We start from the raw sequence: 23,456 nt of genomic DNA, 5'->3' as shown, positions 1-23,456 counted from the left end.
CCTCGAACCACATCACGGCCGGCCCGCCTCGTCCGACGGCGTCGGCCCAGGAGAGGACTCCCCGACGTCCCGGCCCGGACGGACGGGCCGCGAACGCTCTCCCGTCAGACGCGCAGGCTGGTCATGCCACCGTCGACGCGGAGGACGGTGCCGGTGGTAGAGGCGGCGAGCGGGGAGGCGAGCGACGCGATCGCGTGCGCGACCTCCTCGGCGGTCACCAGGCGGCCGAGGGGCTGGCGTGCCCGGAGCGCCTCGGCGGCGGCGGCCGGGTCCTCGGCGGCGTCGAGCAGCCGGCCGACCCACGGGGTGTCGGCCGTGCCGGGCGCGACGGCGTTGACCCGGATCCCCTCCTGCACGTGGTCGGCGGCCATGGCCAGCGTGAGCGCGAGGACCGCTCCCTTGCTGGCGCTGTAGAGCGCCCGCTGCCGGACGCCGAGGAACGCAACGGCCGAGCACGTGTTGACCACGGCCGCGTGCTGCGACCGCCGCAGGTGCGGCAGGGCGGCACGGGTGACCCGGGCGATGCCGGTGACGTTGACGTCGAGCACGCGTGCCCACTCGGCGTCGTCGTTCTCGCCCACGTGCCCGGTCGCGCCGATGCCGGCGTTGTTGACCAGCACGTCCAGGCCGCCGAGCTGCTCGGCCACCGTCGCGACCGCGGCGTCGACGGCGGCGGGATCGGTGACGTCGCACGGCACGGCGAGCACGCCCCCCGGGGCCGCGTCGGTCGCGCGGTCGAGGACCGCGACCCGGGCGCCGCGCTCCTGCAGCAGCCGGGCGGTGGCCGCCCCGATGCCACTGCCGCCGCCGGTGACGACGGCGACGAGCCCGTCGAACTCGGCCATGTCAGGTCCTCCTGGGGTCGACGTGGATCTTGGGTCCCGGGCCGGCGCCCTCGATGCGCTCCCCCGCCAGCACGGCGCCGACCTGGTCGAGGCCCACGGTGGCGGCCACGAGCGGGCGGGGGTCGACCGCGCCGCTCGCGTAGGCGGCGATGGTGTCGGCCAGTCCCGGGGAGGCGGACAGGACGCCGACCGCGGTGACGTCCTCCAGCACCAGCGTGCGGGTGTCGATGCGGCTGGGGCTGCCGGCCAGGCCGATGTAGACCACCCGGCCGGCCGGCTCGACCAGATCCAGCGCCAGGGCCGGGAGGTGCGCGGCGTTGGACGCGTCGACGACGGCGTCGAACGGCAGGTCCGGCAGGGTGTCCTCGGTGCAGGTGTGCGCGAAGCCGAGGTCGCGGGCGAAGGCGAGCGACTCCCCGGTGCGGCCCATCAGGTGCACGTCGGCACCACCGGCGCGCAGGAACATCGCCGTCAGCAGCCCGATCGCCCCCGGCCCGAGCACCAGCGCCCTGTCCCCCGGGCCGACCGCTGCCGCCTGCGCGGCGCGCAGCGCGTTGCCGCCCGGCTCGACCAGCGCGCCGAGCACCGCGTCCACCGCGCCGGGCAGGGGGTGCAGCGACCGGGCGGGGACGGCGAGCTGCTCGGCCAGCGCCCCGGGACGCCCGCCGCGGATGCCCACCTCCTGCCGCTGCGCGCAGACGTGCTGGTGTCCCCTGCGGCAGCGGCGGCAGGTCCGGTCGCCGAGCATGGTGTCGCCCGTGACCCGCCGGCCGACCCAGGACGGGTCGACGCCGCCGCCGACGGCGGAGACGGTGCCGGCCCACTCGTGGCCCAGCCGCATCGGATAGGCGGCGTGCCCCTGGTGCAGGTAGGCCATCTCGCCGGTGAAGAACTCCACGTCGGTGCCGCAGACGCCGACCCGTTCGACGTCGACGACCACCTCCCCGGGCACCGCCACCGGCGCCGGGACCTCCTGCACCTCGGCCCGTCCCGGGCCGGTGACGACGAGGGCCCGCACGGTCGATGCGCTCACCGGGGGGCGAGCACGCGCTGCCGCTGGCGGCCCAGTCCCGTGATGCCGAGCTCCACCACGTCCCCCGGCTGCAGCCAGACCTGCGGGGACAGCCCCATGCCGACGCCGGGCGGGGTGCCGGTGTTGATCAGGTCCCCGGGCTCCAGCACCATGAACTGGCTCAGGTGGTGCACGACGAACCACGGGTCGAAGACCATCGTCCTCGTGCTGCCGGTCTGCCGGCGGACGCCGTTCACGTCCAGCCACATGTCGAGGTCCAGGACGTCGTCGATCTCGTCCGGGGTGACCAGCCAGGGGCCGGCGGGGTTGAACGTCTCGGCGGACTTGCCCTTGGTCCACTGCCCGCCGCGCTCCATCTGGAAGGCGCGCTCGCTGACGTCGTTGACGACGCAGTAGCCGGCGATGGCGTCGCGGGCGTCCTCGACCGCGTCCAGGTAGCTGGTGCGCCGGCCGATGACGACGCCGAGCTCCACCTCCCAGTCGGTCTTGGTGGAACCGCGCGGGATGCGCACGTCGTCGTCCGGGCCGATGAGCGTGTTCGGGGACTTGGTGAACAGGATCGGCTCGGCGGGCACCGCCTGGCCGGTCTCGGCAGCGTGGTCGCGGTAGTTCAGCCCGATGCACAGGATCTGGTGCGGCCGGGCGATCGGCGCGCCGATCCGCTCGCCGGCGAACCGGGACACCCGGCCGGCGGCCGCCCGCTCGGCGACGACGGGGCGGATCCGGTCGAGGCCGCCACTGCCGAGGAACGCCTCGTCGACGTCGCGGACGGCGTCGGAGAGGTCCACGTAGGTGGCGTCGTCGATGCGGGCGACGGGCTTCTCGGCGCCGGGCGCGCCGATGCGCATGAGGTGCACGGGCGGGGACTCCAGGGGTCGTCGGAGGTGACCGCGGAGGTCAGGGGCGTGTCCGGGTCGCCGGGCGGACACCGGGCACCCGGTCGGAACCGACGAGCCGGCTCTCGCCGAGCCGGGCCCCGCTGCCCGTGCCGGGTGCTGTCGTTCCCGCGGCGGGGTGGTTACCGTCCATCGGGTTCCAGAAGCTAGACCGTCGGGTCGACAGTCGGAAGGCGGACGGCCGTGGAGCTCCGGAGCGCCCAGTGGTACGCGGGGGACGACCGCAACGCCTACATCCACCGCGCGTGGATGCGCCGCGGTGTACCGGGCGACGCGTTCGACCGGCCGCAGATCGCCATCGCGAACACCGCCTCGGACCTGACGCCGTGCAACGCGCACCTGACCGAGGTCGCCGCGTCGGTGCGGAACGGCGTCCACGAGGCCGGGGGCATCCCGCTGGAGCTCCCGGTGGTGTCGCTGGGTGAGACGCAGGTGCGGCCGACGGCGATGCTGTGGCGGAACATGGCCGCGATGGCCACGGAGGAGATTCTCCGGGCCAACCCGATCGACGGCGTCGTGCTGCTCGGCGGCTGCGACAAGACCATCCCGTCGCTGCTCATGGCCGCCGCCTCGGTCGACCTGCCCGCCGTCGTCGTCCCCGGCGGGCCGATGCTGACCGGCACCTTCCGCGGCGTGCCGCTGGGCTGCGGCACCGACGTGTGGCGGCTGTCGGAGGAGGTCCGGGCCGGGACGCTGTCCCAGGAGGCGTTCACGCGCTCGGAGTCGTCGATGATCCGCAGCCGCGGTCACTGCAACACGATGGGCACCGCCTCGACGATGGCGCTGGTCGCCGAGGCGCTGGGCACCGTCGTCCCCGGCCTCGCCGGCACCCCGGCCGCCGACAGCCGGCTGCTGGAGGCCGCGCACGGCACCGGCCGGCTGGCGGTGGAGATGGTCGCCGCCGACCGCCGTCCGTCCACGTTCCTGACGAAGGCGTCGTTCGCGAACGCGATCGTGGCGCTGGCCGCGATCGGCGGGTCCACCAACGCCGTCGTCCACCTGCTCGCGATCGCCGGGCGGCTCGGCGTCGACCTGACGCTGGAGGACTTCGACCGGATCGGCTCCGGCGTCCCGGTGCTGGTCGACCTGCTGCCGGCCGGCCGGTTCCTGATGGAGGACCTCCACCGCGCCGGCGGGCTGCTCGCCGTCCTCGGCGAGGTCCGCGACCTGCTGGACCCGACCGCGCTCACCGTCACCGGCAAGCCGCTGGTCGAGCACCTCGACGACGCACCGATCTGGGACCCGGAGGTCATCCGGCCGCGCCGCGAGCCGCTGGTCGAGCACGGCGGCATCGCCGTGCTGCGGGGCAACCTCGCACCCTCCGGTGCGGTGATCAAGCCGGCGGCCGCCTCCCCCCACCTGCTCAGGCACCGCGGCCGGGCGGTGGTGTTCGACTCGATCGAGGACCTGCACGCCCGGCTCGACGACCCCGACCTCGATGTCGACGCCGACTCCGTCCTCGTGCTGCGCGGCTGCGGGCCCAGGGGCTACCCCGGCATGCCGGAGGTGGCCAACACGCCCATCCCGAGGAAGCTGCTGGAGCAGGGCGTGCGCGACATGGTCCGCGTCTGCGACGGCCGGATGTCGGGCACCGCCTACGGCACCGTCGTCCTGCACGTCGCCCCGGAGGCCGCCGCCGGCGGGCCGCTGGCGCTGGTCCGCACCGGCGACGTCATCAGCCTCGACGTCGGGGCCCGGCGCATCGACGTCGAGGTCCCCGACGACGAGCTGGCGGCCCGCACGCCGGACCAGGCCACCGTGGACGGCTTCGCGAACCCCCGGCGCGGCTGGGAGCGGCTCTACGTCGACCACGTGCTGCAGGCCGACACCGGTGCCGACCTGGACTTCCTCGTCGGCTCCAGCGGCTCTCGGGTCAGCCGCGAGTCGCACTGACCGCCGCACCTCTCGAACGGCCCTGCTCCGCACTGTGGGCCGACAGGATGCGAACCTGCGACCCCTCGCCCCCGGCCACCTGCGTGGGGTCCACGCTCGTTCGCCTCGAGTCGTCCGCGTGGATCGTCGACGGGGCACGTACGTCCCACCTCCCGCTCATCCGCCCTCGTCCGAGGCTGTTGCTGCACCCGTTGCGACGGGTCGCCCGGCGGTCGCGCGTGTCGCCGTGCGGATCCGGGCGGGAGCGGAGATCGAGGACTCAGCGACCGCCGACAGCTCGGCTGAGGTCGGTGCGGGAGCCGTGACGACGGTGGCCGGCGACCCGCTGACGCGGCGCGGCCGGGGCTGCGGGGATGAGCACGCGGGGTCGACGGGGTGGGAGCCGCCTCGCGCGGTCTCCGTCACCCGCAGGTCCCGCGTCCCTGTCGCTGGGGTGTGCGCCTCCCGATGGACGCCCGCGCCACGACGAAGGGGCCGCTCGTCGTCCGAGAGCGCGTGCGCCAGGGCCGTCAAGCTCCGTCGAGGAGGGCGCGTGCGGCGACGAGTTGTGGGGTGTCGAAACCCTCCGTGAAACCGTCGTACGCGGCGCGAAGGTCGGCGAGTGCCTCGTCGCGACGAGGGGTCGAACGTCGTAGGGTCGCGAGTCGCGTCGCCGCGACGAGATGGATCATCCGCGCGCCGTACGCTTCCGCGGATGCCGCGGCGCGCTCGAACAGCTCTTCGGCGGCGGAGACGTCGGCGACCGGGGACGCGAGGAGCAGGTCTCCCCACAGGATGTCGAGCTGCGGGTCCTGGAGGCCCTGGCTCCACACCGTGGACACCGCCTCCTCCACGAAGGCCGCGCCACGCTCCGGCTGACCGGCCATCAGGCACCCAGCCGCTCGGACCATGAGCAGGCTGCTCCAGAAGACCGGCGGGGTCGACAGTCCCTCGTAGAGGCCGAAGCCGCGCTCGACGTCGGCGAGTCCTTCGTCCCGCTCTCCGAACCCTATTCGTGCGGTTCCGCGCATGACGAAGGCCAGTGCCCGCCAGATCGGGTAGTCCTGCGCCTCGGCGATCCGCAGCAGCTCCCCGGCGTACTCGGCCACGCGCGCGAGGTCCTGCTGGCCGAGCGCCGCGAACGACGCGTGGAAGTAGGCGTAGGCCAGCGAGTAGGGATGTCCGATCTGCCCCGCGAGCTCGATCCCCCGCTCGATGCGCACCTCGGCACGGTCCGGGAAGCCCGCTTCCCAGAGCAGCAACCCGGAGATGACGTAGGCGACCACCCCGGGGTTCGGACCGACGCGGAACTGCACCCGGGACGTCCGCTGCTCGAGGAAGTGCTCGATGGATTCGTCGAGGTGTCGCAGGCTCCCGGTGAGGTCCTCCGTCGCGACGGCACCGACGACGAGGTGCGCATCGGCCAGCAGGGCGGGCTCCCGGTTCTGCTCGGCCAGAGCCAACAGCTCACGCCCCACGGCAGCACCGCGCTCGAAGTCGGCCCGGAGCAGGTGCAGCGTCGCCACGGTCCGGAGCACCGAGAAGCGTTGAGGCACACCACCCGCAGCATCCGACCGATCGAGGGCGGCTCGGATGCGCCGCTCGACCTCGGCCGTGTAGCCGCTGACGGCGATCATCGACCGAGCCAGGCTCGTCTCCACGGCGATCTCATCCCGGATCCGCTCCGGCGTCTCCGGCTGGACGGACAGCACAGCGAGGAGGTCGCTCCCCAGCTCCACCGCCCCTCGGTAGTTGCCACGCGCGTCGTAGTAACCCCACAGCGGTTCCAGCAGGTCGTTGAGCCGCGCGACGGCGCCCTCGCGGACCCAGTAGGACCAGGCCGCCCGGAAGTTGCCGAGCTCCAGGGACAGCGCGGCCAGCACCTCGGCTCGATCGGCGTGACCGGACGGGCTCCCCCACGCGCGCGCCTGCTCCGTGTAGTGCTCAGCGTGAGCGCGACGTGCGGCCGCCGCGACGTCCGGCCAGGACGCGAGCTGCTCGGCCGCGTAGTTGCGGATGGTGTTGAGCATGGACAGACGGGGCCGACCATCGCCTGCCTGGGTGCTGCGCACGAGGTTCTTGTCCACCAGCGAGCCCAGGCTCTCGACGACGTCGAGCCCGCCGAGGCTCGGCACACGCCCGATGACCGCCTCCACATCGGCCAGGCGGGCCCCAGCGAACACCGACAGCACGCTCAGCACGGCACGGTCCGCATCGCGGAGCAGCTCGGTGCTCCACTCGATGGCGCGACGAAGCGTTTGCTGGCGCTCCGGGAGGTCGCGCGGCCCGCCCCGGAGCTCGTCCAGCCGCAGCTCGAGGCGTGCGCGCAACTCGTCGACCGCGAAGAGCCTCACTCGCGCCGCGGCGAGCTCGATGGCCAGAGGCAGGCCGTCCAGCAGCCGGCAGATGGCCGCCACGTCGGTGGCGTTCTCGTCGGTCAGTCCGAACCCCGTGACCACGGCAGCAGCTCGCTGGACGAACAGGCGCACGGCCTCGGATGCCTCCGCCTCCCCGACCGTCACCGTCTCTCGCTCCGGTAGCGACAGAGGAGGGACCGCGAAGAGGGCCTCACCGCGCACCCGCAGCGACTCCCTGCTCGTGACCAGCGCCGTGAGGTGCGGACAGTGCTGGAGCAGGTCACTGAGACCGGTGGCCGCCTCGGCCACCTGCTCGAAGTTGTCCAGCACCAACAACATCCGGGCGGTGCGCAGACCGCGTCGGAGCGCCTCCAGCGGTTCGTCCTCGGTCACGCCGGGAAGCGACACGGTCCGGACGATGGCGGCGAAGACCTGTTCCGGTTCGTGCTCCACGCTCAGGTCCACGAAGACCACGCCGTCACGGAAGGCGGCGACGACGTCGGAGGATGCCTCGAGCGCCAGTCGTGTCTTGCCGATGCCTCCTGGGCCGGTGAGGGTCACGAGCCGGGTCTCGACGTCGGTCAGCAGGGACGTGAGGGCCGCGAGTTCACGACCGCGGCCCAGCAGCGTTCCGGTCGGGGACGGCAGCCGCTGACCTACCTCCAGGGTGTGCAGCGGCGGGAAGTCGGTGGGTAGCCCGGCGATGTCGAGTTGGTACAGCACCTCTGGCTGAGGGAAGTCCTTCAACCGGTAGTCGCCGAGCCGGCGCAGGGCGCTGCCTCCGGGAAGCGCCCGGGCCAGAAGAGCCGCGGTTGCCTCCGACAGCACCACCTGTCCGCCCGAGGCGGCCGCCGCGATCCGCGCCGCCTGGTGCACGGAAAGGCCCACGTATCCGTCCTCGGTGGCCATGACCTCGCCGGTGTGCAGCCCCATCCGCACCAGGACGCGTTGGCGATCAGGCCAACGGTGCGCCGCGAGCGACCGTTGGCCCTGAGCCGCCGCCGCCGCTGCCTGTCCGGCCGTGGGGAAGGCGACGAAGAACGCATCTCCCTGGGTGTCCACCTCATGGCCACCGTGCGCGGTGAAGGCTGCCCGGAGCAGAGATCGGTACTCCGCGAGCGCATCCGCATAGCCCAGCGCGTCCTCGCGCAGCAGCCTCGTCGACCCGGCGATGTCCGTGAAGAGAAAGGTGACCGTTCCCGTGGGAAGCACATCGACCTCCGGCCGCGTCCCCGCACCCGAAGTCAAACACGGGTATCACTCGCCGAGGAAGGTCTCGGCGCCAGTGGCACCGAGGGCGGCTCTCGCCACCGGGGCGCCCGGAGGGCCCACTCGAACCGGTGCCGTGCCGGCCCGACCCGCTCCGGCCGCGCCCCCTCCTGCGGCAGGGTGATGACGGCGGTGGTCCCGGTCGGGACGGTGACGTCGACGGTGAGCCGGCCGCCCTCCCGACGCCAGGCGACCGCCGCGCGCCCGTAGGGCGTGGGGTGGGCGGTGGACGCGGAGGTCAGCCGGCCGCCGGGCCGGGGGCTGTACCCCGTGACCATGGGGGCCACGACGATCCCGGAGTGCCCTCGACGAGGTGTCGGGGATCCTCGGCCGCGCGTCGGTCGCCACCGCCCGCGACGTCTCTGGGCACGTCGCCCCTGGCGTCGCGCGCGAGGCGATGGACGTCCTGGGCGGCGCCTTGGGCGAGCGAGGGTGGCCCGGTGGTGGTCGATGAGGTGGTCAACCGCCCCAGGAAGCAGTCAGGGGCCGTTCCGGATCACTCCGGGACGGCCCCTGACCTGCACTGTCGGGCTGACAGGATTTGAACCTGCGACCCCTTGACCCCCAGTCAAGTGCGCTACCAAGCTGCGCTACAGCCCGTGCGCCGGGCGGCTCGCACCGCCCGATCGCTGCGTGGAGCAGGTTACCGCACCCGCTCGCCACTCCGGCCCGGTGGTCACCCGCGCGCCGGGACCGCGGCGTCGAGGTCGACCACCCGCCACCGTCCGTCCAGCGCAGCGCCGTGGTGCGTGACGAGCAGGACGGTCCGCGGGTCGCGACCGAGCAGGTCGAGGACGGACGCGGCGAGTGCGGGGTCGAGGTGGGCGGTGGGCTCGTCGAGCAGCAGCACGTCGGCACGGCTGAGCAGGGCCCGCGCCAGGGCCAGCCGGGCCCGCTCCCCCGCCGACAGCCGCTCGCCGCCCTCCCCCACCCAGCCGTGCAGCCCGAGCGTGGCGGCGACGTCCGCCAGCCCGACGTCGACCAGGACGGCGAGCAGGTCGTCGTCGGTGGCGTCGTGCCGGCCCAGGCGGAGGTTGGTGGCCAGCGTGCCGCCGAGCACCTGGGGCGCCTGCGCCGCCCAGGCCAGCCGCGACCGGACGCCGTCGAGCGGGAGCCGGCGCAGGTCCGTGCCGCCGAGGGTGACCCGGCCGGCGTCGGGGTCGCGCGCCCGCACCGCCAGCGCGAGGACGCTGCTCTTGCCTGCGCCGCTGCGCCCGGTCAGGGCCACCTTCTCCCCGTCGGCGACGGCGAGGTCGAGGCCGGTGAGGGCGGGCGCGGCGGCACCGGGGTACCGCAGCGTCACGCCCTCGAGGCGCAGCGCGGAGCCGGCCGGGAGCGGCTGCGGGTCGCCCGGCTCGGTCACCGCGGGCCGCTGCTCCCCCAGCGCCCGCACCCGCTCCGCGGCGGCGCGGATGCCGCCGGCGACGCTCCAGGCCGCTCCCGACCCGGCGACGGCCTCGAACGCGCCGAGCACCCCCAGCGCGCAGGCGGCCAGCAGCAGCGGCGACGTGGTGCCGGCGGCGACGCCGGTCCCCACCAGCCACAGGGCCGCCACCAGGCCCACCCCGGGCACGCCCTCCCGGGCCAGCGTGGTCACCGCCGTCAGCCGCGCGGCCGCCCGCTCGGCCTCCTCCTGCCGGTCGAGGGAGGCGCCCAGCGTGCGCAGGGCGGTCGCGCCGCCGTCCCCGCTGAGCACGTCGGCCAGGCCGCGCACCAGGTCCAGGGAGTCGGCGGCGAGGTCGGCGTCGGCCCGGGCCGCGGCGAGCGCGGCCGCCCTCCCCGCCCGGGCCGCCGCGGCCGGGACGGCCACCCCCAGCACCACCAGCAGGGCGGCCAGGACGACGGCCGTGGCCGGCGACACCAGGGCGGTGAGGACCACCGCGACCCCGCCGGCGAGGACGGCCACGCCCGTGGGCACGACCAGCCGGGCGACCACGCCCTGGAGCTCGTCGACGTCGGTGCGCACCCGGGACAGCAGCTCGCCGCCGCGGGCGCCGGTGAGCGCGGCCGGCGCGAGCGGGGTGAGCCGCTCGAGCAGCCGGGCGCGGACCCGCGCCACCAGGCGCAGCGTGACGTCGTGGGTGACCAGCCGCTCGGCGTAGCGCACCGCGGCGCGGGACACGCCGAACAGCCGCACCCCCGTGATCAGCGGCATGAGGACCAGCAGCGTCGAGGGCCGCTGCGCCGCGCCGGTGATCAGCGCCCCGGCGGTGGCCAGCAGCGCCGCGCCGCACAGCACCGTGAGCGATCCCAGGACCACGGCGAGCGCCGTCCGCGGACCCCGGACCAGCGCCAGCAGCTCCCTCACCGCGCGGCCTCCGGCGCCCGCAGCCGTCCGGCGTCGAGGTCCACGACCCGGTCGTGCAGCGCCAGTGGACCGGGCCGGTGGGTGACCGTGACGACGGTGCGGCCGCGGGCGAGCCCGTCCAGGGCGGCCAGCACCTGCCGCTCGGTCGCCTCGTCGAGCTGCCCGGTGGGTTCGTCGAGGACCAGCAGCGGCGCGTCCTTGACGAAGGCGCGGGCCAGGGCCAGCCGCAGCCGCTCCCCGCCGGAGAGCCGGGCGGCGTCCTCCCCCAGCCGCGTCGCGGCGCCGTCGGGGAGCCCGCGGACGACGTCGAGGAGCCCGGCGCGCGCGAGCGCCTCCTCGACCTCGGCGTCGGTGGCGGCCGGGCGCCCGAGCCGCACGTTGTCGGCGACGGTGCCGGGCAGCAGCCACGGCCGCTCCGGCACGTAGGCCACGCGGGCCCGCCAGGCGTCGGGGTCGAGCTCGGTCAGCGGCACGCCCCCGACCAGCACGGCGCCCTCGTCCGGGGCGGCGAGGCCGAGCAGCAGCCGGGCGAGCGTGCTCTTGCCCGCCCCGCTCGGGCCGACCAGCGCGGTCCTGGACCGCGGCGGCAGCTCGAGGTCGACGTCCGCGAGCGCGGTGCGCCCGCCGTACCGCAGCGTCACCCCGCGCAGCGCGACCGAGGGGACCCCGTCCGGGACCGGCCGGGTGCCGCGCGGCAGCCCGGGGGCGTCGAGCAGCGCGAACACCCGCTCGGCGGCCGGCCGGCCCTCCAGGCTCGCGTGCCGGTCGGCCCCCAGCGCGCGCAGCGGCGCGAAGAACTCCGGCGTGAGCAGCAGCACGAGCAGCGCCCGCTCCAGGTCCATCCCGCCCTGGAACAGCCGCACACCCACGGTCACCGCCACCAGCGCCGTGCACAGCACCGCGCCGAACTCGAGGACGAAGCCGGACAGGAAGGCGACCCGCAGCAGCCGCATCGTGCTCACGCGGTGGGCCTCGCTGACGTCGGTCAGCCAGCGGGCGGTGCTGCGCGCCCGACCGAACGCGACCAGGGTCGGCAGCACCCGCAGGGTGTCGACCAGCGACGCCCCTAGCCGGCCCAGCGCCTCCCAGGAGGCGCGGGCCGACCGCGCGGCGAGGGCACCGGTCAGCCACAGGAAGACGAGCACCAGCGGGCCGGTCAGCAGCAGGATCGCGCCGCTGGCCGGGTCGAGCACCAGGACCGTGGCGGCCACCAGCGGCGGGACGACGGCCGCCGTCGCCGCCCCGGGCAGCAGCCGGCCGACCACGCCGTCGAGCTTCGCGACCCCCTCGGTCACCGTGGTGACCAGTTCCCCGGCCCGCTCCCCGGCGGTGCGCGCGGGACCGAGGTCGAGCAGCTTCCGGAGCAGCGCCGCGCGCAGTGTCCGCCGCACCCGCGCCGAGGCCAGCCGCGCCGCCCGGTCGCGGAGGGCGGCCACGGCGGCGCGCGCTCCCCAGGCGGCGACCACGCCGGCGAGGACACCGGCGTGCCCGGCCGGGTCCCCACCGCCGACGACCGCGGCGACGAAGGCCGCGACGAGCGACCACTGCACCACCAGCAGCGCCCAGGTGAGCACCCCGAGCAGGGCGCAGAGCAGCACCAGCCGGCGTGGCCCGGACAGCGCGAGCAGGCGCCCGGTGGGTCCCCGCACGGTCAGTAGCCGTGGTTCAGGGCGCCCTCGTCGGGGCGGACGCGTTCGCGGAAGACGTAGTAGTTCCAGATCTGGTAGCCGATGATCAGCGGCAGGAAGATCCCGCCCACCCAGGTCATCAGCACCAGCGTGTACTGCTGGCTGGCCGTCTCCTCCAGCGTCAGGCCGAAGTCCGGGTCGAGGGTGGAGGGCAGCACCTCGCCGCGGGTGTACAGCGCGATGAAGACCGTCACGGTGGCGAAGAGGACCGTCAGGCCGCTCATCGTGAAGGCCAGGGTGTCCCGGCGGCGGACGAGGGCCAGCCAGATGCTGGCCAGGGTCAGGAACGCGGCGATCGGGAACGCCCACGGCACGACGCCGAAGTCCTCGAACAGGTCCTCGGTCACGTAGCCCATGACGACGAACGCCACGATCGCCGCCGTGGCCAGCGCCCCCCACCGCAGCGCGGCCTTGCGCGCGCGGTTGTAGAGGACGGTGTCGGTGTGCAGGCGCAGCAGCAGGAAGTTCGCGCCGTGCAGCGTGAACAGCAGCAGCGTGGTGACCCCACCGACCAGGGAGAACGGGGTGAACATCGCCGCGAACCCGCCCTCGACCCGCGCGTCGGCGTTCACCGGCAGGCCCTCGATGAGCTTGGCCATGATGACGCCCCACAGGAACGACGGGACGACGCTGCCGCCGAAGGACATCCAGTCCCAGAACGCCCGCCACCGCTCGCTGTCGACCTGGTTGCGGTACTCGAAGGAGACGCCGCGCAGCAGCAGCGCCAGCAGGATGAGCACGAACAGCGGGTACATGCCGCTGAAGACCGCGCCGTACCAGACCGGGAACGTCGAGAACATGAGCCCGGCCGCGGCGATGACCCACACCTCGTTGCCGTCCCAGAACGGCCCGATCGTGCCGGTGAGCGCCCGCTCCTCGGCCTCGGTCCGGGCCAGCGTCGGCCGCAGGATGTCGACGCCGAAGTCGAAGCCCTCGAGGAAGAAGTAGAGCGTGAACGTCAGCGCGATCAGCCAGAACCACAGCGTGACCAGGTCCACCGTCAGTCCCTCTTCTCGTACCCCTGGAAGCCGGCACCCTCGTAGTCCGGCGCCGGCGCGGCCACCAGCTGCGCCTCCGGCCTGCGGTGGATGCCCGCCCGGGCGGTGACGCTGAGCAGGTAGACGTCCAGGCCGATGAGGGCCAGGTACACCACCCACAGGCCGACGAGTCCGGCCAGCACCTCCCCGGCGGTGTTGGGGCTGACGCCCTCGGTGACGGTGAGCTCGCCGTAGACCATGAACGGCTGGCGGCCCATCTCGGTGACCATCCACCCGGTGAAGTTGGCGATCCAGGGCAGCGGGATGAACAGGACCAGCGCCCGGAGGAACCAGCGGGTGGTGTCCAGTCCGCGCTTGCGCCGCCACCAGAGGAACAGCCCGAGGAACGCGGTGGCCAGCAGCAGCGAGCCGATCGCGACCATGATCCGGAACGACCAGTACACCCAGGCCACCGGCGGGGTGTAGTCGTCCTCCCCGTAGGCCTCGTCGTACTGCTCCTCGATCTGGTTGATCCCGTCGTAGCGGCCCTCGAGGCTGTTGTAGGCCAGGATCGAGCCGACGTAGGGGATCTCGACGTTGAACGGGTTCTCCCGCCGCCCCTGGTCGATGACCGCGAACAACGACCACGGGGCCGGCGAGTCCGAGGTCTCCCACTGGGCCTCCATGGCCGCGAACTTCATCGGCTGGTCCTCGCGGGCGACCTGGGCCTCGGTGTGCCCGCTGACCACGGAGAACACGGTGCCGACGGCGGCGAAGACCAGTCCGATGCGCAGCGACCGGGAGTAGACGTCGGTGTCCTGCCGGCGCAGCAGGTGGAAGGCGCTGATGCCCAGCACGAAGAACGCGGCGACGACCCAGGCGCTGCCCTGGACGTGGGCGAAGTACAGCCAGGCCTTGTAGTTGAAGACGACGGCGCCGAAGTCGGTCAGGCGGGCCTGGCCGTCGACGACCTCGTAGCCGACGGGGTGGTGCATCCAGGCGTTGGCCAGCACGATCCAGAACGCGCTGATCTGGGTGCCGATCGCGACCAGCCAGATGCTGGCCAGCCGCATCCAGGGCCGCAGCCGGTCCTTCCCGAACCACCACAGCCCGATGAAGGTGCTCTCGAGGAAGAACGCCATGAGCACCTCGAGCGCCAGCGGGACGCCGAAGATGTTGCCGACGAAGTCCGAGTACTCGCTCCAGTTCATCCCGAACTGGAACTCCTGCACGATCCCGGTCACCACGCCGACGGCGAAGTTGATCAGGAAGAGGTGACCGAAGAATTTGGTCATCTTCCCGTAGACCTCGCGCCGGTCCCGGCGCGCGTAGGCGATCGTCTCCATGACCGCGATGAGGAAGGCGAGACCGACGGTCAGCGAGACGAAGAAGAAGTGGAAGATGCTGGTCGAGGCGAACTGGAAGCGCGAGAGCTCGACCACGTCCACGCGGACACCACCTCGGTCGGGGCCCGGTGGGGAAGCGCGCCGGGCTGGCGCGGGCCGGGCTCCCGGGCCTCAGGGTTGCACGCAACTCTGTGACCTGCACCACGGACGGCGAGTGGTGGCGCCCGGGCCGGGCCCCGCGGGAATGCCCCGCGCCGGCCCGCGTTGGTGGTTGTCCGTGACAACCGTGACCCGCGCCTCCGTCGGGCTCCGTTCCGAGCGCGGCCCCGTGCTCGGCGCCGTCATGCTCAGCACCGCGCTGATCGCCCTCGACAGCACGATCATCGCCACCGCCGTCCCCGCCGTCGTCGACGACCTCGGCGGGTTCAGCCAGTTCCCCTGGCTGTTCAGCGTCTACCTGCTCACCCAGGCGGTGACCGTGCCGGTCTACGGCAAGCTCGCCGACGTCCTCGGGCGCAAGCCGGTGCTGCTGTTCGGCATCGCGGTGTTCGTCGCCGCCTCGCTGTTCTGCGGCCTGGCCTGGTCGATGCCGGCGCTGATCGTCGGGCGGGCGCTGCAGGGCATCGGCGCCGGCGCCGTCCAGCCGATCGGCATGACCGTCATCGGCGACATCTACACCGTCGAGGAGCGCGCCCGGGTCCAGGGCTACCTCGCCTCGGTGTGGGGCGTCTCCTCGGTGCTCGGGCCCACCCTGGGCGGCGTCTTCAGCGACTACCTGTCCTGGCGCTGGATCTTCCTGGTCAACCTGCCGCTGGGCGCGCTGGCGTTCGTCGCGCTGCTGCGCCGGTGGAACGAGCGCGTCGAGCGCCGCACCCACCGCTTCGACGTCGCCGGCGCCGTGCTGCTGTCGGCCGGTTTCGCGCTGCTCATCCTCGGGCTGCTGCAGGGCGGCAGCGCGTGGGCGTGGACGTCGGGGACCTCGATCGCGGTCCTCGCGACGGCGGTCGTGCTGCTCGCGGCCTTCGCGTTCGTCGAGCGGCGGGCCGCGGAGCCGGTGCTGCCGCCGTGGGTGCTGCGCCGCCGCATCCTGCTGTCCGGCAACGTGGCCGCGCTCGGCCTCGGCGCGCTGCTGATCGGGCTGAGCTCCTACCTGCCGACCTGGGCGCAGGGCGTCCTCGGCGCCGGCGCGCTCGAGGCGGGCTTCGCGCTCGCCGCGCTGACCCTCGGGTGGCCGGTCGCGGCGAGCCTCGCCGGCCGGCTCTACCTGCGGATCGGCTTCCGGAACACCGCGCTGCTCGGCGTCGCGCTCGCCGTCGCCGGGACCGCCGGGACGGCGCTGCTCGGCGCGGACGCCCGGCTGTGGCAGGTCGGCGCGTGGATGTTCGTCACCGGCGCGGGCCTCGGGCTGTCGTCGTCGCCGCTCATCGTCGCGGTGCAGTCGGTGGTCGGCTGGGACCGGCGCGGCGTCGTCACCGCCACCAACATGTTCGCCCGGTCGATGGGGTCCGCGGTCGGCGCGGCGGTGTTCGGCGCGATCGCCAACACCACGCTGGCCGCCCGGTTCGCCTCACCTCCGCCGGGCCTGGACGGCGAGGTCCCCACCGACGTCGACAGCACCACCGCGGCGCTGTCGCAGGGCGGCGCCGTCGCGGAGTTCGCGCGGGAGAGCCTGCACGCGGCCTCGCACGGCGTGTTCGTCGCCACTGCCGTGACCGCCGTCGTCATCGCGCTGGCGGTGCTGGCCATGCCGCGCCGGACCGAGCCGCTGCGCTTCGACGACGACCCGGCCCCGGCGGGCTGACGCGGTCAGCCGCGCCGGTCGTTCCCCCGGCCCTCGCGGACCTTCACCGAGATGTCCAGCGGCGTCCCCTGGAAGCCCCACCGCTCGCGCAGCTTGCGCTCGAGGAACCGGCGGTAGCCGGCCTCGAGGAACCCGGTGGAGAAGACGACGAACCGCGGCGGCCGGACGTCGGCCTGCGTCACGTACTTGATCTTCGGTGCGCGACCGCCGCGGGCCGGCGGCGGCGTCTCCTGCACCAGCTGCCGGACGTAGGCGTTGAGCTCCGCCGTCGGCACCCGGGTCTCCCACGAGGCGAGCGCGGCGTGCAGGTGGTCGGGCAGCTTGCCGATCCCGCGGCCGGTGGCAGCCGAGATGTTGACCCGACTGGCCCACCTGACGCGGGCGAGGTCTCGCTCGATCTCGCGCTCGAGCTGGGCGTGCCGGTCCTCGTCGAGGGTGTCCCACTTGTTGAACGCGATGACCAGCGCGCGCCCGGCCTCGATGACCTGGGTGATGACCCGCTGGTCCTGCTCGCTGATCACCTCGTCGGCGGCCAGCAGCACGACGGCGACCTCGGCGGCCTGGATGGCGGCCTCGGTGCGCAGGCTGGCGTAGTACTCGGTGCCGCTGGCGGTGTTCACCTTGCGGCGCAGCCCCGCGGTGTCGACGAACCGCCACTCCTCACCGCCGAGGGTGATGATCGAGTCGACCGGGTCCACGGTGGTGCCGGCGACCGAGTCGACGACCGAGCGCTCCTCCCTGGCCAGCCGGTTGAGCAGGCTGGACTTGCCCACGTTGGGCCGCCCGACCAGCGCCACCCGCCGCGGGCCGCCCTCCTCGGGCTGCTCGCGCGGCGCCTCGGGCAGGGCGTCGAGCACCAGGTCGAGCAGGTCACCGCTCCCCCGCCCGTGCAGCGCGCTGACCGGCTGCGGCTCGCCCAGGCCCAGCGACCACAGCTCGGCGGCGTTGGCCTCGCTGCGCTCGTCGTCGACCTTGTTGGCGACGACGATCACCGGCCGGTCGCTGCGCCGCAGGATGCGCGCGGCGGCCAGGTCGGTGTCGGTGGCGCCCACCTGGCTGTCGACGACGAACACGATGACGTCCGCGGTGCGCATGGCGTGCTCGGCCTGCCGGCTGATCGACGCGCCCAGCCCCTCGGCCTTCGGGTCCCAGCCGCCGGTGTCGGTGACGGTGAACCGCCGGCCGTTCCACAGCGCCTCGTAGGAGATGCGGTCCCGGGTGACCCCGGGGACGTCCTGCACCACCGCGGCGCGCCGGCCCAGGACGCGGTTGACCAGCGTCGACTTGCCCACGTTGGGCCGGCCGACGATCGCCACCACCGGCAGCGGGCCGCCGGTGCCCTCCTCGCTCATGCCCTCTCCCCCGCACCGACCGCCGAGAGCGCCAGCTCGACGATGCGGTCGACGACGCCCTCCCGGTCCAGGTCGGTGCTGTCCACGACCACCGCGTCGGCGGCCGGCCGCAGCGGGCTGTCCGCGCGGCTGCTGTCGTACTCGTCCCGGCGGCGCAGGTCGGCGGCCAGGCCGGCGATCTCGTCCGGGGTGGTCAGCCCCAGCTGCGCGGCCCGCCGCTGCGCGCGCGCCTCCGGCGCGGCGGTCAGGTAGACCTTCACGGTCGCGTCCGGCAGCACCACGGTGCCGATGTCCCGGCCCTCGACGACGACGGCGTCGGCGGCGGCCACCAGGGCGCGCTGCTGGTCGACCAGCTGCCGGCGCACTGCGGGCACCGCCGAGACCGCCGAGACGTTGCGGGTCACCTCGGCGCCGCGGATCCGCACCGCGACGTCGGTGCCGTCGACCTCCACCCGCTCGGTGTCCGCCGCGGTCCCCACCTCGATGCGCGCGCCGGCGACCACGCGGGCCACCGCGTCGGCGTCCTCGGGGTCGACGCCGGCGTCGAGGACGGCCACGGTCGCGGCCCGGTACATCGCACCGGTGTCGAGGTAGGCCGCGCCCAGCCGGGTCGCCGCCGCGCGCGCGACGCTGGACTTGCCCGTGCCCGACGGCCCGTCGAGGGTCACCTGCCCCCGGAACCCCCGCGCGCTCACTGCGCTGTCGCTCCGCGCAGTGGTCTCCGCTCGCTGACGCTCGCTCACTGCGCTGTCGCTCCGCGCAGTGGTCTCCGCTCGCTGACGCTCGCTCACTGCGCTGTCGCTCCGCGCAGTGGTCTCCGCTCGCTGACGCTCGCTCACTGCGCGATGTCCCGTCGCAGCGCCACGGCACCCCGCAGGTACACGTGCTGGATGTCCCCGCGCGGCCGCTCGGTCTCCACGTGCGCCATGAGCCGCAGCACCCGCGGCAGCGCGTGCGGCACGCCGATCTCGGTGGCGCACATCAGCGGCACGTCGCCCATCCCGAGCTCGCGCGCGGCCAGCGCCGGGAACTCCGAGACCAGGTCCGGGGTCGCGGTGAACAGGATGCTGATGATGTCGTCGTGGTGGAGGCCGTTGCGCTCGACCACGGTGCTCACCAGCTCCCGGGTGGCCTCGAGGACCTGTTCGCGCTCGTCGGCGTCCACCTGTGTCGCGCCCCGGATGGCCCGTACGGCCACGTGCACCCTCCTCGTTCGGTCCCGGCTCCCGGATCAGGGGTGCCCGGTCGAGTCTAGGTACCCCGCGCCACCTCCCGGTCGCCGGTGACCGCACCCGACGTCGCCCGGGGCGCCGCGGCCCGCTCGGCTCCTCCGGGAGCCGGTGATGACGGCGACCCCGGAGAGGACCGGCGGTGGCCGCGCGGCGACGGGCGGGGAGGGCACGCCGCCCCGGACGGTGCCCCTCCCGGGGCGCTCCTCCAGGCCCCCGGACGGCGGCGCACGGGACTAGGGTCGCCGCCGCGACCGGCGCGTGCTCAGCCCGCGGCGCGTGCGACTCGAGTCCTCGAGGAGCAGCCATGACCCAGGCACTGACGACACTGGCCGACCGGGTGACCGGGCAGGTGATCCGGCCCGGGGACGCGGGGTACGACGAGGCCCGGCGGGTGTGGAACGGGGCGATCGACGCGCACCCCGCAGCGGTCGTCCGCTGCGCGACCGCCGACGACGTCGTCGCCGTCGTCCGGCTCGCGCAGGACCAGCGGATGGAGCTCGCCGTCCGCGGCGGCGGCCACAGCGTGGCCGGGTTCGGGACGCGGGACGGCGCGATCGTGGCGGACCTGTCCCCGATGCAGCACGTCGACGTCGACGACGCGGCGGCCACCGCCCGGGCCGGGGGCGGCACGACCTGGGGACGGCTCAACGACGTCACCGCGGCCCACGGCACGGCCACGCCCGGCGGGATCATCTCGACCACGGGGATCGGGGGCCTCACGCTCGGCGGCGGGATCGGCTACCTGAACCGCGCGCACGGGCTCACCTGCGACAACCTGCTCTCCGCCCGCGTGGTCACCGCCGCCGGCGAGCAGCTCACCGCCAGCGAGGACGAGCACCCGGACCTGTTCTGGGCGCTGCGCGGCGGCGGCGGCAACTTCGGCGTCGTCACCGAGTTCACGTACCGGCTGCACGCCATCCCGGAGATCGTCCTGGTCGGCCTGCAGTTCTTCGAGCTCACCGACGGACCGGCGGTGTTCGCGCACTTCCGGGACACGATCTCCGCCGCACCGCGCGAGTACGGCGGCTATCCCGCCATGCACCTGGCGCCCCCGCTGCCGTTCATCCCGGAGGACCGCGTCGGCGAGCCCTTCGCGGTCGTCGTCTCCTGCTGGACGGGGGACCCGGCCGACGGCGAGCGGTTCATCGCCGGGATCCGCGGTGTCGCGCCGCCGGCCGCGGAGATGGTGGCCCCGATGCCCTACCCGGCCGTCAACGCGCTGTTCGACCCGCTGCTCCCACCGGGCACGCGGAGCTACTGGAAGAACGCCTTCGTCACCGAGCTGCCCGACGAGGCGATCGCGGTGCACGTCGAGCACGGGGCCCGCCTGCCGGTGGTCACCGGGACGATGCACCTGTACACGCTCGACGGCGCGCCGCGGGAGGTGGCGAGCGACGCGACCGCCTTCGGGCACCGGGACGCCCGCTACGTGGCCAACATCGCCGGCATGTGGGCCGACCCCGCGGACGACGAGCGCATGATCCGCTGGGTCCGCGACTACTTCGCCGCGCTGCGGCCGTACACCGAGCCGGGGGGCTACACCAACTTCGCCTCGGCGGACGACGCGCCCCGTGCGGCCGAGGACCTCGGCGCGAACCACGCCCGGCTGACCGAGGTCAAGCGCCGCTACGACCCGGACAACCTGTTCCACCTCAACCAGAACGTCCCGCCGAGCCCGGTGCCGCCGCCGCGTCCGCGCACTGCCTGACCCCGCCGCCCGGCCCGCCCCCACAGCGGACCGTGACGGGCCGCGCCCCTTGCGTGTCGGCCCACGGCGGACACGCCTGCCCCAGGGACCTAGGGCCCTGGGACGTTTCGGACGGATTCGTCACGGTCGGGGGGTGAGTCGAGAAGAGGCCCACCGCCGCACCCGTCCCTGCCGACGGCGCGTCCCCTCGGGACCGCCTGCGACCCAGCGGGCACCCGAGCCCGGGGCCCGGCCGCTGCCCCCGCTGTCCACCGCGCGCACCGACCGGACCACCGGCGTCATCAGCGTCCGCGGCCGGCTCGACCGGATCGGCGCCGAGGCGCTGTGCCGGACCGTGACCGGGCTCCGGCGGCTGGGCCACCGGCAGGTCGTCGTGCGACTCGACGCGGCCACCGTCGCCGACGACGCCCGGGCGCTGCTCGCCGACCTCGCCCGCCGGATGCCCGCCGGCGAGCGCCTCGTCCTCCGGTGAGCGCGGAGACGCGGCGCCACGAGCACTGGACGATGGGCGCGGACGCGGTGCGCCCCCTCGAGTGCGGCGGGGAGTCGCTGGACCTGCCGATGGGCCGCCTGCACGCGGTGGGCGGCGACGGCCTGCTGGTCGGCCGGTCGGTGTGCCTGGCCCCGGTGACGCTGCTCGACCCGGCGGTGTGGTCCTGGCCCGAGGACCGGGACGACGCCGGCGATCCGCTGTGCTGGATCTGCCTCGCGCTGACGGCCTGACCCGCGCCCCGGCGGTCAGAGCGGGCGGATGCCCCAGGTGCCGGTCGTGGACTCCCCCGGCGCCAGCCGCCGCACCGCCTCGCCGGAGCGGAACGCGTCCGGCGGGCAGGTCATCGGCTCGACGGCGAGCCCGTGCCGGCGGCGCGACGGCGGCTCGACGACGTCGCCGGTGAACACCTGCAGGTGCCCGTAGGAGGCGTCCATCCAGACCGCGGCGCCGCTGCCGTCCGGGCGGACCAGCCGCACCTCGGCGAGGCCGTCGGCGTCGCGGGCGAGGTCGGTGAAGCAGTCGTCGACCACCAGGTCGCCGACCCGCCGTCCGGCGCGCAGGTCGAACGGCGTCCCCTCCACCGGCTCGCGGCCGACCGGCAGCAGCCGGTCGTCGGTCAGCAGCCGGGTGGCCGCGGGGAGGGTGAGGGTGCAGTCGTCGACCCGCAGCCCCGGGCCGGCGGCGAGGTAGGGGTGGTGGCCCTCGCCGTAGGGCAGGTCGGTGCCGCCCTCGTTGGTGGCGGTGGTGGTCACCCGCAGGCCGTCGTCGGTGAGCTCCCACGCCACCTGCAGCCGCAGGGTGAACGGGTAGCCCGGCTGCGGGTGCAGCACGTACCCGAGGACCACCCGGTCCTCGGCCCGGTCGAGCACCCGCCAGAGCACGTGCCGCACCAGGCCGTGGATCGCCGTCCCCCGCTCCGGCTCGGTCACCGGGGTGACGTGCCGGACGCCGTCCCAGGACCAGACGCCGTCGCGCAGCCGGTTGGGCCAGGGCGCGAGCACGTGCCCGCGCACGTCCGCGGCCATCTCGGCCACGTCGTAGCCGTCGACGACGTCGCGGCCGCCGGCCCGGTAGGTGCGCAGGCCGCCGCCGACCTCGACGACGACGGCCTCGGCGTCCCCGCGGCGGAGGACGTGCTGCTCGCCGGTGGGCGGGAGGCTCACCCGAGCCGCTCGCCGTCGACGGTGGAGAACAGGTGCACGTGCCCGGCGCGCGGCGTGACGTGCACCCGGTCGCCCTTGAGCGGCGGGCGGCGCCCGTCGACCCGGACGGTGACGGTGTGCCGGGTCCCGTCGAGGTCCGCCCCGTCCAGGAGGGCATGGCCGTACACGTAGGCGTCGGCGCCGAGCTCCTCGACGACGTCGACCTCCACCGGGATGCCGTGCTCGCCGACCTCGAGGTCCTCGGGCCGGACGCCGAGCACCACCCGGTCGGCGGCCGCCCGGCCGAGCACCTCGCGCTCGACGGGGTGGACGGTGTCGCCGAACCGGACGCCGCCGTCGGCCACCGGCAGCTCGACGAGGTTCATCGCCGGGGAGCCGATGAAGCCCGCGACGAAGACGTTGCGCGGCCGGTCGTAGAGCTCGCGCGGCTTGCCCGCCTGCATGAGCAGGCCGTCCTTGAGCACCGCCACGCGGTCGCCCATGGTCATCGCCTCGGTCTGGTCGTGGGTGACGTAGACCGTGGTGATCCCCAGGCGCCGCTGCAGCTGGGCGATCTGGGTGCGGGTCTGCACGCGCAGCTTCGCGTCGAGGTTGGACAGCGGCTCGTCCATGAGGAAGACCTGCGGCTTGCGGACGATCGCCCGGCCCATGGCCACCCGCTGGCGCTGGCCGCCGGACAGCGCGCGCGGCTTGCGGTCCAGGTACTGCTCGAGGTCGAGCAGCTTGGCCGCCTCGCGCACCCGCTCGCCGATCTCGGCCTTGCCGATCTTGGCCATCTTGAGCGCGAAGCCCATGTTGTCGGCCACGGTCATGTGCGGGTAGAGCGCGTAGTTCTGGAAGACCATCGCGATGTCGCGGGCCTTGGCCGGCAGGTCGGTGACGTCGCGGTCGCCGATGAGGATGCGGCCGGAGTCGACGTCCTCGAGGCCGGCGAGCATCCGCAGCGACGTGGACTTGCCGCAGCCGGACGGGCCGACCAGGACGAGGAACTCGCCGTCCTCGACCTGCAGGTCCAGCGCGTCGACGGCCGGCCGGTCCGCCCCGGCGTAGATCCGGGTCGCGGAGTCGTAGGTGACGGTGGCCATGGGGGTGCTCCTCGGGGGTACGGCGACGGTG

At 74.6% G+C, this 23,456-nt stretch carries 19 protein-coding genes and 1 tRNA gene; 5 read left to right on the top strand and 15 right to left on the bottom strand.

Annotation, left to right across the window (positions count from 1 at the left end):
- Window positions 1–104: 104 nt before the first annotated feature.
- From ACI79Z_RS08995 to ACI79Z_RS08985, 3 genes are read right to left on the bottom strand one after another with little or no spacing between them, the layout of a single operon-like run.
- The gene (locus tag ACI79Z_RS08995; protein WP_456902401.1) at window positions 105–845 is read right to left on the bottom strand and encodes an SDR family NAD(P)-dependent oxidoreductase; all 741 of its coding nucleotides are present in this window, start codon (window positions 843–845) and stop codon (window positions 105–107) included.
- Between the two features lies 1 nt (window position 846).
- On the bottom strand, window positions 847–1,878 hold the full coding sequence (locus tag ACI79Z_RS08990; protein ID WP_456902400.1) for a zinc-dependent alcohol dehydrogenase: 1,032 nt from the start codon (window positions 1,876–1,878) through the stop codon (window positions 847–849).
- Window positions 1,875–2,726 (bottom strand): fumarylacetoacetate hydrolase family protein, encoded by an 852-nt coding sequence (locus tag ACI79Z_RS08985; RefSeq protein WP_456902469.1) that lies wholly within the window; start codon window positions 2,724–2,726, stop codon window positions 1,875–1,877. The genes ACI79Z_RS08990 and ACI79Z_RS08985 overlap by 4 nt, the downstream gene beginning before the upstream one ends.
- Before the next feature lie 231 nt (window positions 2,727–2,957).
- On the opposite strand from ACI79Z_RS08985, the gene ACI79Z_RS08980 reads away from it, so the two are divergent.
- Window positions 2,958–4,667 (top strand): IlvD/Edd family dehydratase, encoded by a 1,710-nt coding sequence (locus tag ACI79Z_RS08980; RefSeq protein WP_456902399.1) that lies wholly within the window; start codon window positions 2,958–2,960, stop codon window positions 4,665–4,667.
- A 509-nt stretch (window positions 4,668–5,176) separates the two neighbouring features.
- Here ACI79Z_RS08980 and ACI79Z_RS08975 read toward each other — a convergent pair.
- The 7 genes from ACI79Z_RS08975 to ACI79Z_RS08945 all read right to left on the bottom strand — a co-directional run bounded on the left by ACI79Z_RS08975 (window position 5,177) and on the right by ACI79Z_RS08945 (window position 14,693).
- Window positions 5,177–8,215: an ATP-binding protein gene (locus ACI79Z_RS08975; RefSeq protein ID WP_456902398.1), complete on the bottom strand. Its 3,039-nt coding sequence runs from the start codon at window positions 8,213–8,215 to the stop codon at window positions 5,177–5,179.
- Between the two features lie 32 nt (window positions 8,216–8,247).
- The gene (locus ACI79Z_RS08970; protein ID WP_456902397.1) at window positions 8,248–8,550 is read right to left on the bottom strand and encodes an alpha-L-rhamnosidase C-terminal domain-containing protein; all 303 of its coding nucleotides are present in this window, start codon (window positions 8,548–8,550) and stop codon (window positions 8,248–8,250) included.
- Window positions 8,551–8,798: 248 nt separating this feature from the next.
- A tRNA-Pro gene (locus tag ACI79Z_RS08965) sits at window positions 8,799–8,872 on the bottom strand.
- Window positions 8,873–8,948: 76 nt separating this feature from the next.
- On the bottom strand, window positions 8,949–10,580 hold the full coding sequence (gene cydC, locus ACI79Z_RS08960) for a thiol reductant ABC exporter subunit CydC (RefSeq protein ID WP_456902396.1): 1,632 nt from the start codon (window positions 10,578–10,580) through the stop codon (window positions 8,949–8,951).
- Window positions 10,577–12,229, bottom strand: a complete 1,653-nt coding sequence (cydD, locus tag ACI79Z_RS08955) for a thiol reductant ABC exporter subunit CydD (RefSeq protein WP_456902395.1) — start codon at window positions 12,227–12,229, stop codon at window positions 10,577–10,579. The genes cydC and cydD overlap by 4 nt, the downstream gene beginning before the upstream one ends.
- Before the next feature lie 2 nt (window positions 12,230–12,231).
- A complete protein-coding gene (gene cydB, locus ACI79Z_RS08950) occupies window positions 12,232–13,266 on the bottom strand; it encodes a cytochrome d ubiquinol oxidase subunit II (protein ID WP_387988073.1) in 1,035 nt (344 codons plus the stop codon).
- A gap of 2 nt (window positions 13,267–13,268) precedes the next feature.
- On the bottom strand, window positions 13,269–14,693 hold the full coding sequence (locus ACI79Z_RS08945; RefSeq protein WP_456902394.1) for a cytochrome ubiquinol oxidase subunit I: 1,425 nt from the start codon (window positions 14,691–14,693) through the stop codon (window positions 13,269–13,271).
- Window positions 14,694–14,868: 175 nt separating this feature from the next.
- Between ACI79Z_RS08945 and ACI79Z_RS08940 the strand changes: the two genes are divergently transcribed.
- Window positions 14,869–16,392 (top strand): MDR family MFS transporter, encoded by a 1,524-nt coding sequence (locus ACI79Z_RS08940; protein ID WP_387988071.1) that lies wholly within the window; start codon window positions 14,869–14,871, stop codon window positions 16,390–16,392.
- Between the two features lie 5 nt (window positions 16,393–16,397).
- Here ACI79Z_RS08940 and der read toward each other — a convergent pair whose 3' ends face one another.
- From der to aroH, 3 genes are all read right to left on the bottom strand, one after another.
- Window positions 16,398–17,744 (bottom strand): ribosome biogenesis GTPase Der, encoded by a 1,347-nt coding sequence (gene der, locus ACI79Z_RS08935; RefSeq protein WP_387988070.1) that lies wholly within the window; start codon window positions 17,742–17,744, stop codon window positions 16,398–16,400.
- Window positions 17,741–18,439, bottom strand: a complete 699-nt coding sequence (cmk, locus tag ACI79Z_RS08930) for a (d)CMP kinase (RefSeq protein WP_456902393.1) — start codon at window positions 18,437–18,439, stop codon at window positions 17,741–17,743. The genes der and cmk overlap by 4 nt, the downstream gene beginning before the upstream one ends.
- Before the next feature lie 140 nt (window positions 18,440–18,579).
- Window positions 18,580–18,942, bottom strand: coding sequence for a chorismate mutase (gene aroH, locus ACI79Z_RS08925; protein WP_456902392.1), 363 nt, complete (start codon window positions 18,940–18,942; stop codon window positions 18,580–18,582).
- Window positions 18,943–19,280: 338 nt separating this feature from the next.
- Between aroH and ACI79Z_RS08920 the strand changes: the two genes are divergently transcribed.
- The 3 genes from ACI79Z_RS08920 (at window position 19,281) to ACI79Z_RS08910 (ending at window position 21,407) form a co-directional block, all read left to right on the top strand.
- Window positions 19,281–20,684: an FAD-binding oxidoreductase gene (locus tag ACI79Z_RS08920; protein WP_456902391.1), complete on the top strand. Its 1,404-nt coding sequence runs from the start codon at window positions 19,281–19,283 to the stop codon at window positions 20,682–20,684.
- A gap of 133 nt (window positions 20,685–20,817) precedes the next feature.
- Entirely contained in the window at window positions 20,818–21,156 is a 339-nt protein-coding gene (locus ACI79Z_RS08915; protein WP_456902390.1) for a hypothetical protein, read from the top strand.
- Entirely contained in the window at window positions 21,153–21,407 is a 255-nt protein-coding gene (locus tag ACI79Z_RS08910) for a hypothetical protein (protein WP_456902389.1), read from the top strand. Before ACI79Z_RS08915 ends, ACI79Z_RS08910 begins: the two co-directional genes overlap by 4 nt.
- Window positions 21,408–21,422: 15 nt before the next feature.
- Here ACI79Z_RS08910 and ACI79Z_RS08905 read toward each other — a convergent pair whose 3' ends face one another.
- A complete protein-coding gene (locus ACI79Z_RS08905) occupies window positions 21,423–22,340 on the bottom strand; it encodes an aldose 1-epimerase family protein (protein ID WP_456902388.1) in 918 nt (305 codons plus the stop codon).
- Window positions 22,337–23,425, bottom strand: a complete 1,089-nt coding sequence (locus ACI79Z_RS08900) for an ABC transporter ATP-binding protein (protein ID WP_387988063.1) — start codon at window positions 23,423–23,425, stop codon at window positions 22,337–22,339. Before ACI79Z_RS08900 ends, ACI79Z_RS08905 begins: the two co-directional genes overlap by 4 nt.
- Window positions 23,426–23,456: the final 31 nt, after the last annotated feature.

This window comes from Geodermatophilus sp. SYSU D00663 (assembly GCF_054050655.1).
The sequence above is the reverse complement of the archived record's forward strand: the minus strand, read 5'-3'. Positions and strand labels throughout refer to the sequence as shown.

Bases quoted from the DNA above. Each gene is read 5' to 3' on its own strand.
- ACI79Z_RS08985 (WP_456902469.1), bottom strand. From the start codon at position 2,726: ATGCGCATCGGCGCGCCCGGCGCCGAGAAGCCCGTCGCCCGCATCGAC.
- ACI79Z_RS08920 (WP_456902391.1), top strand. From the start codon at position 19,281: ATGACCCAGGCACTGACGACACTGGCCGACCGGGTGACCGGGCAGGTG.
- ACI79Z_RS08900 (WP_387988063.1), bottom strand. From the start codon at position 23,425: ATGGCCACCGTCACCTACGACTCCGCGACCCGGATCTACGCCGGGGCG.
- der (WP_387988070.1), bottom strand. From the start codon at position 17,744: ATGAGCGAGGAGGGCACCGGCGGCCCGCTGCCGGTGGTGGCGATCGTC.
- ACI79Z_RS08970 (WP_456902397.1), bottom strand. From the start codon at position 8,550: ATGGTCACGGGGTACAGCCCCCGGCCCGGCGGCCGGCTGACCTCCGCG.
- ACI79Z_RS08995 (WP_456902401.1), bottom strand. From the start codon at position 845: ATGGCCGAGTTCGACGGGCTCGTCGCCGTCGTCACCGGCGGCGGCAGT.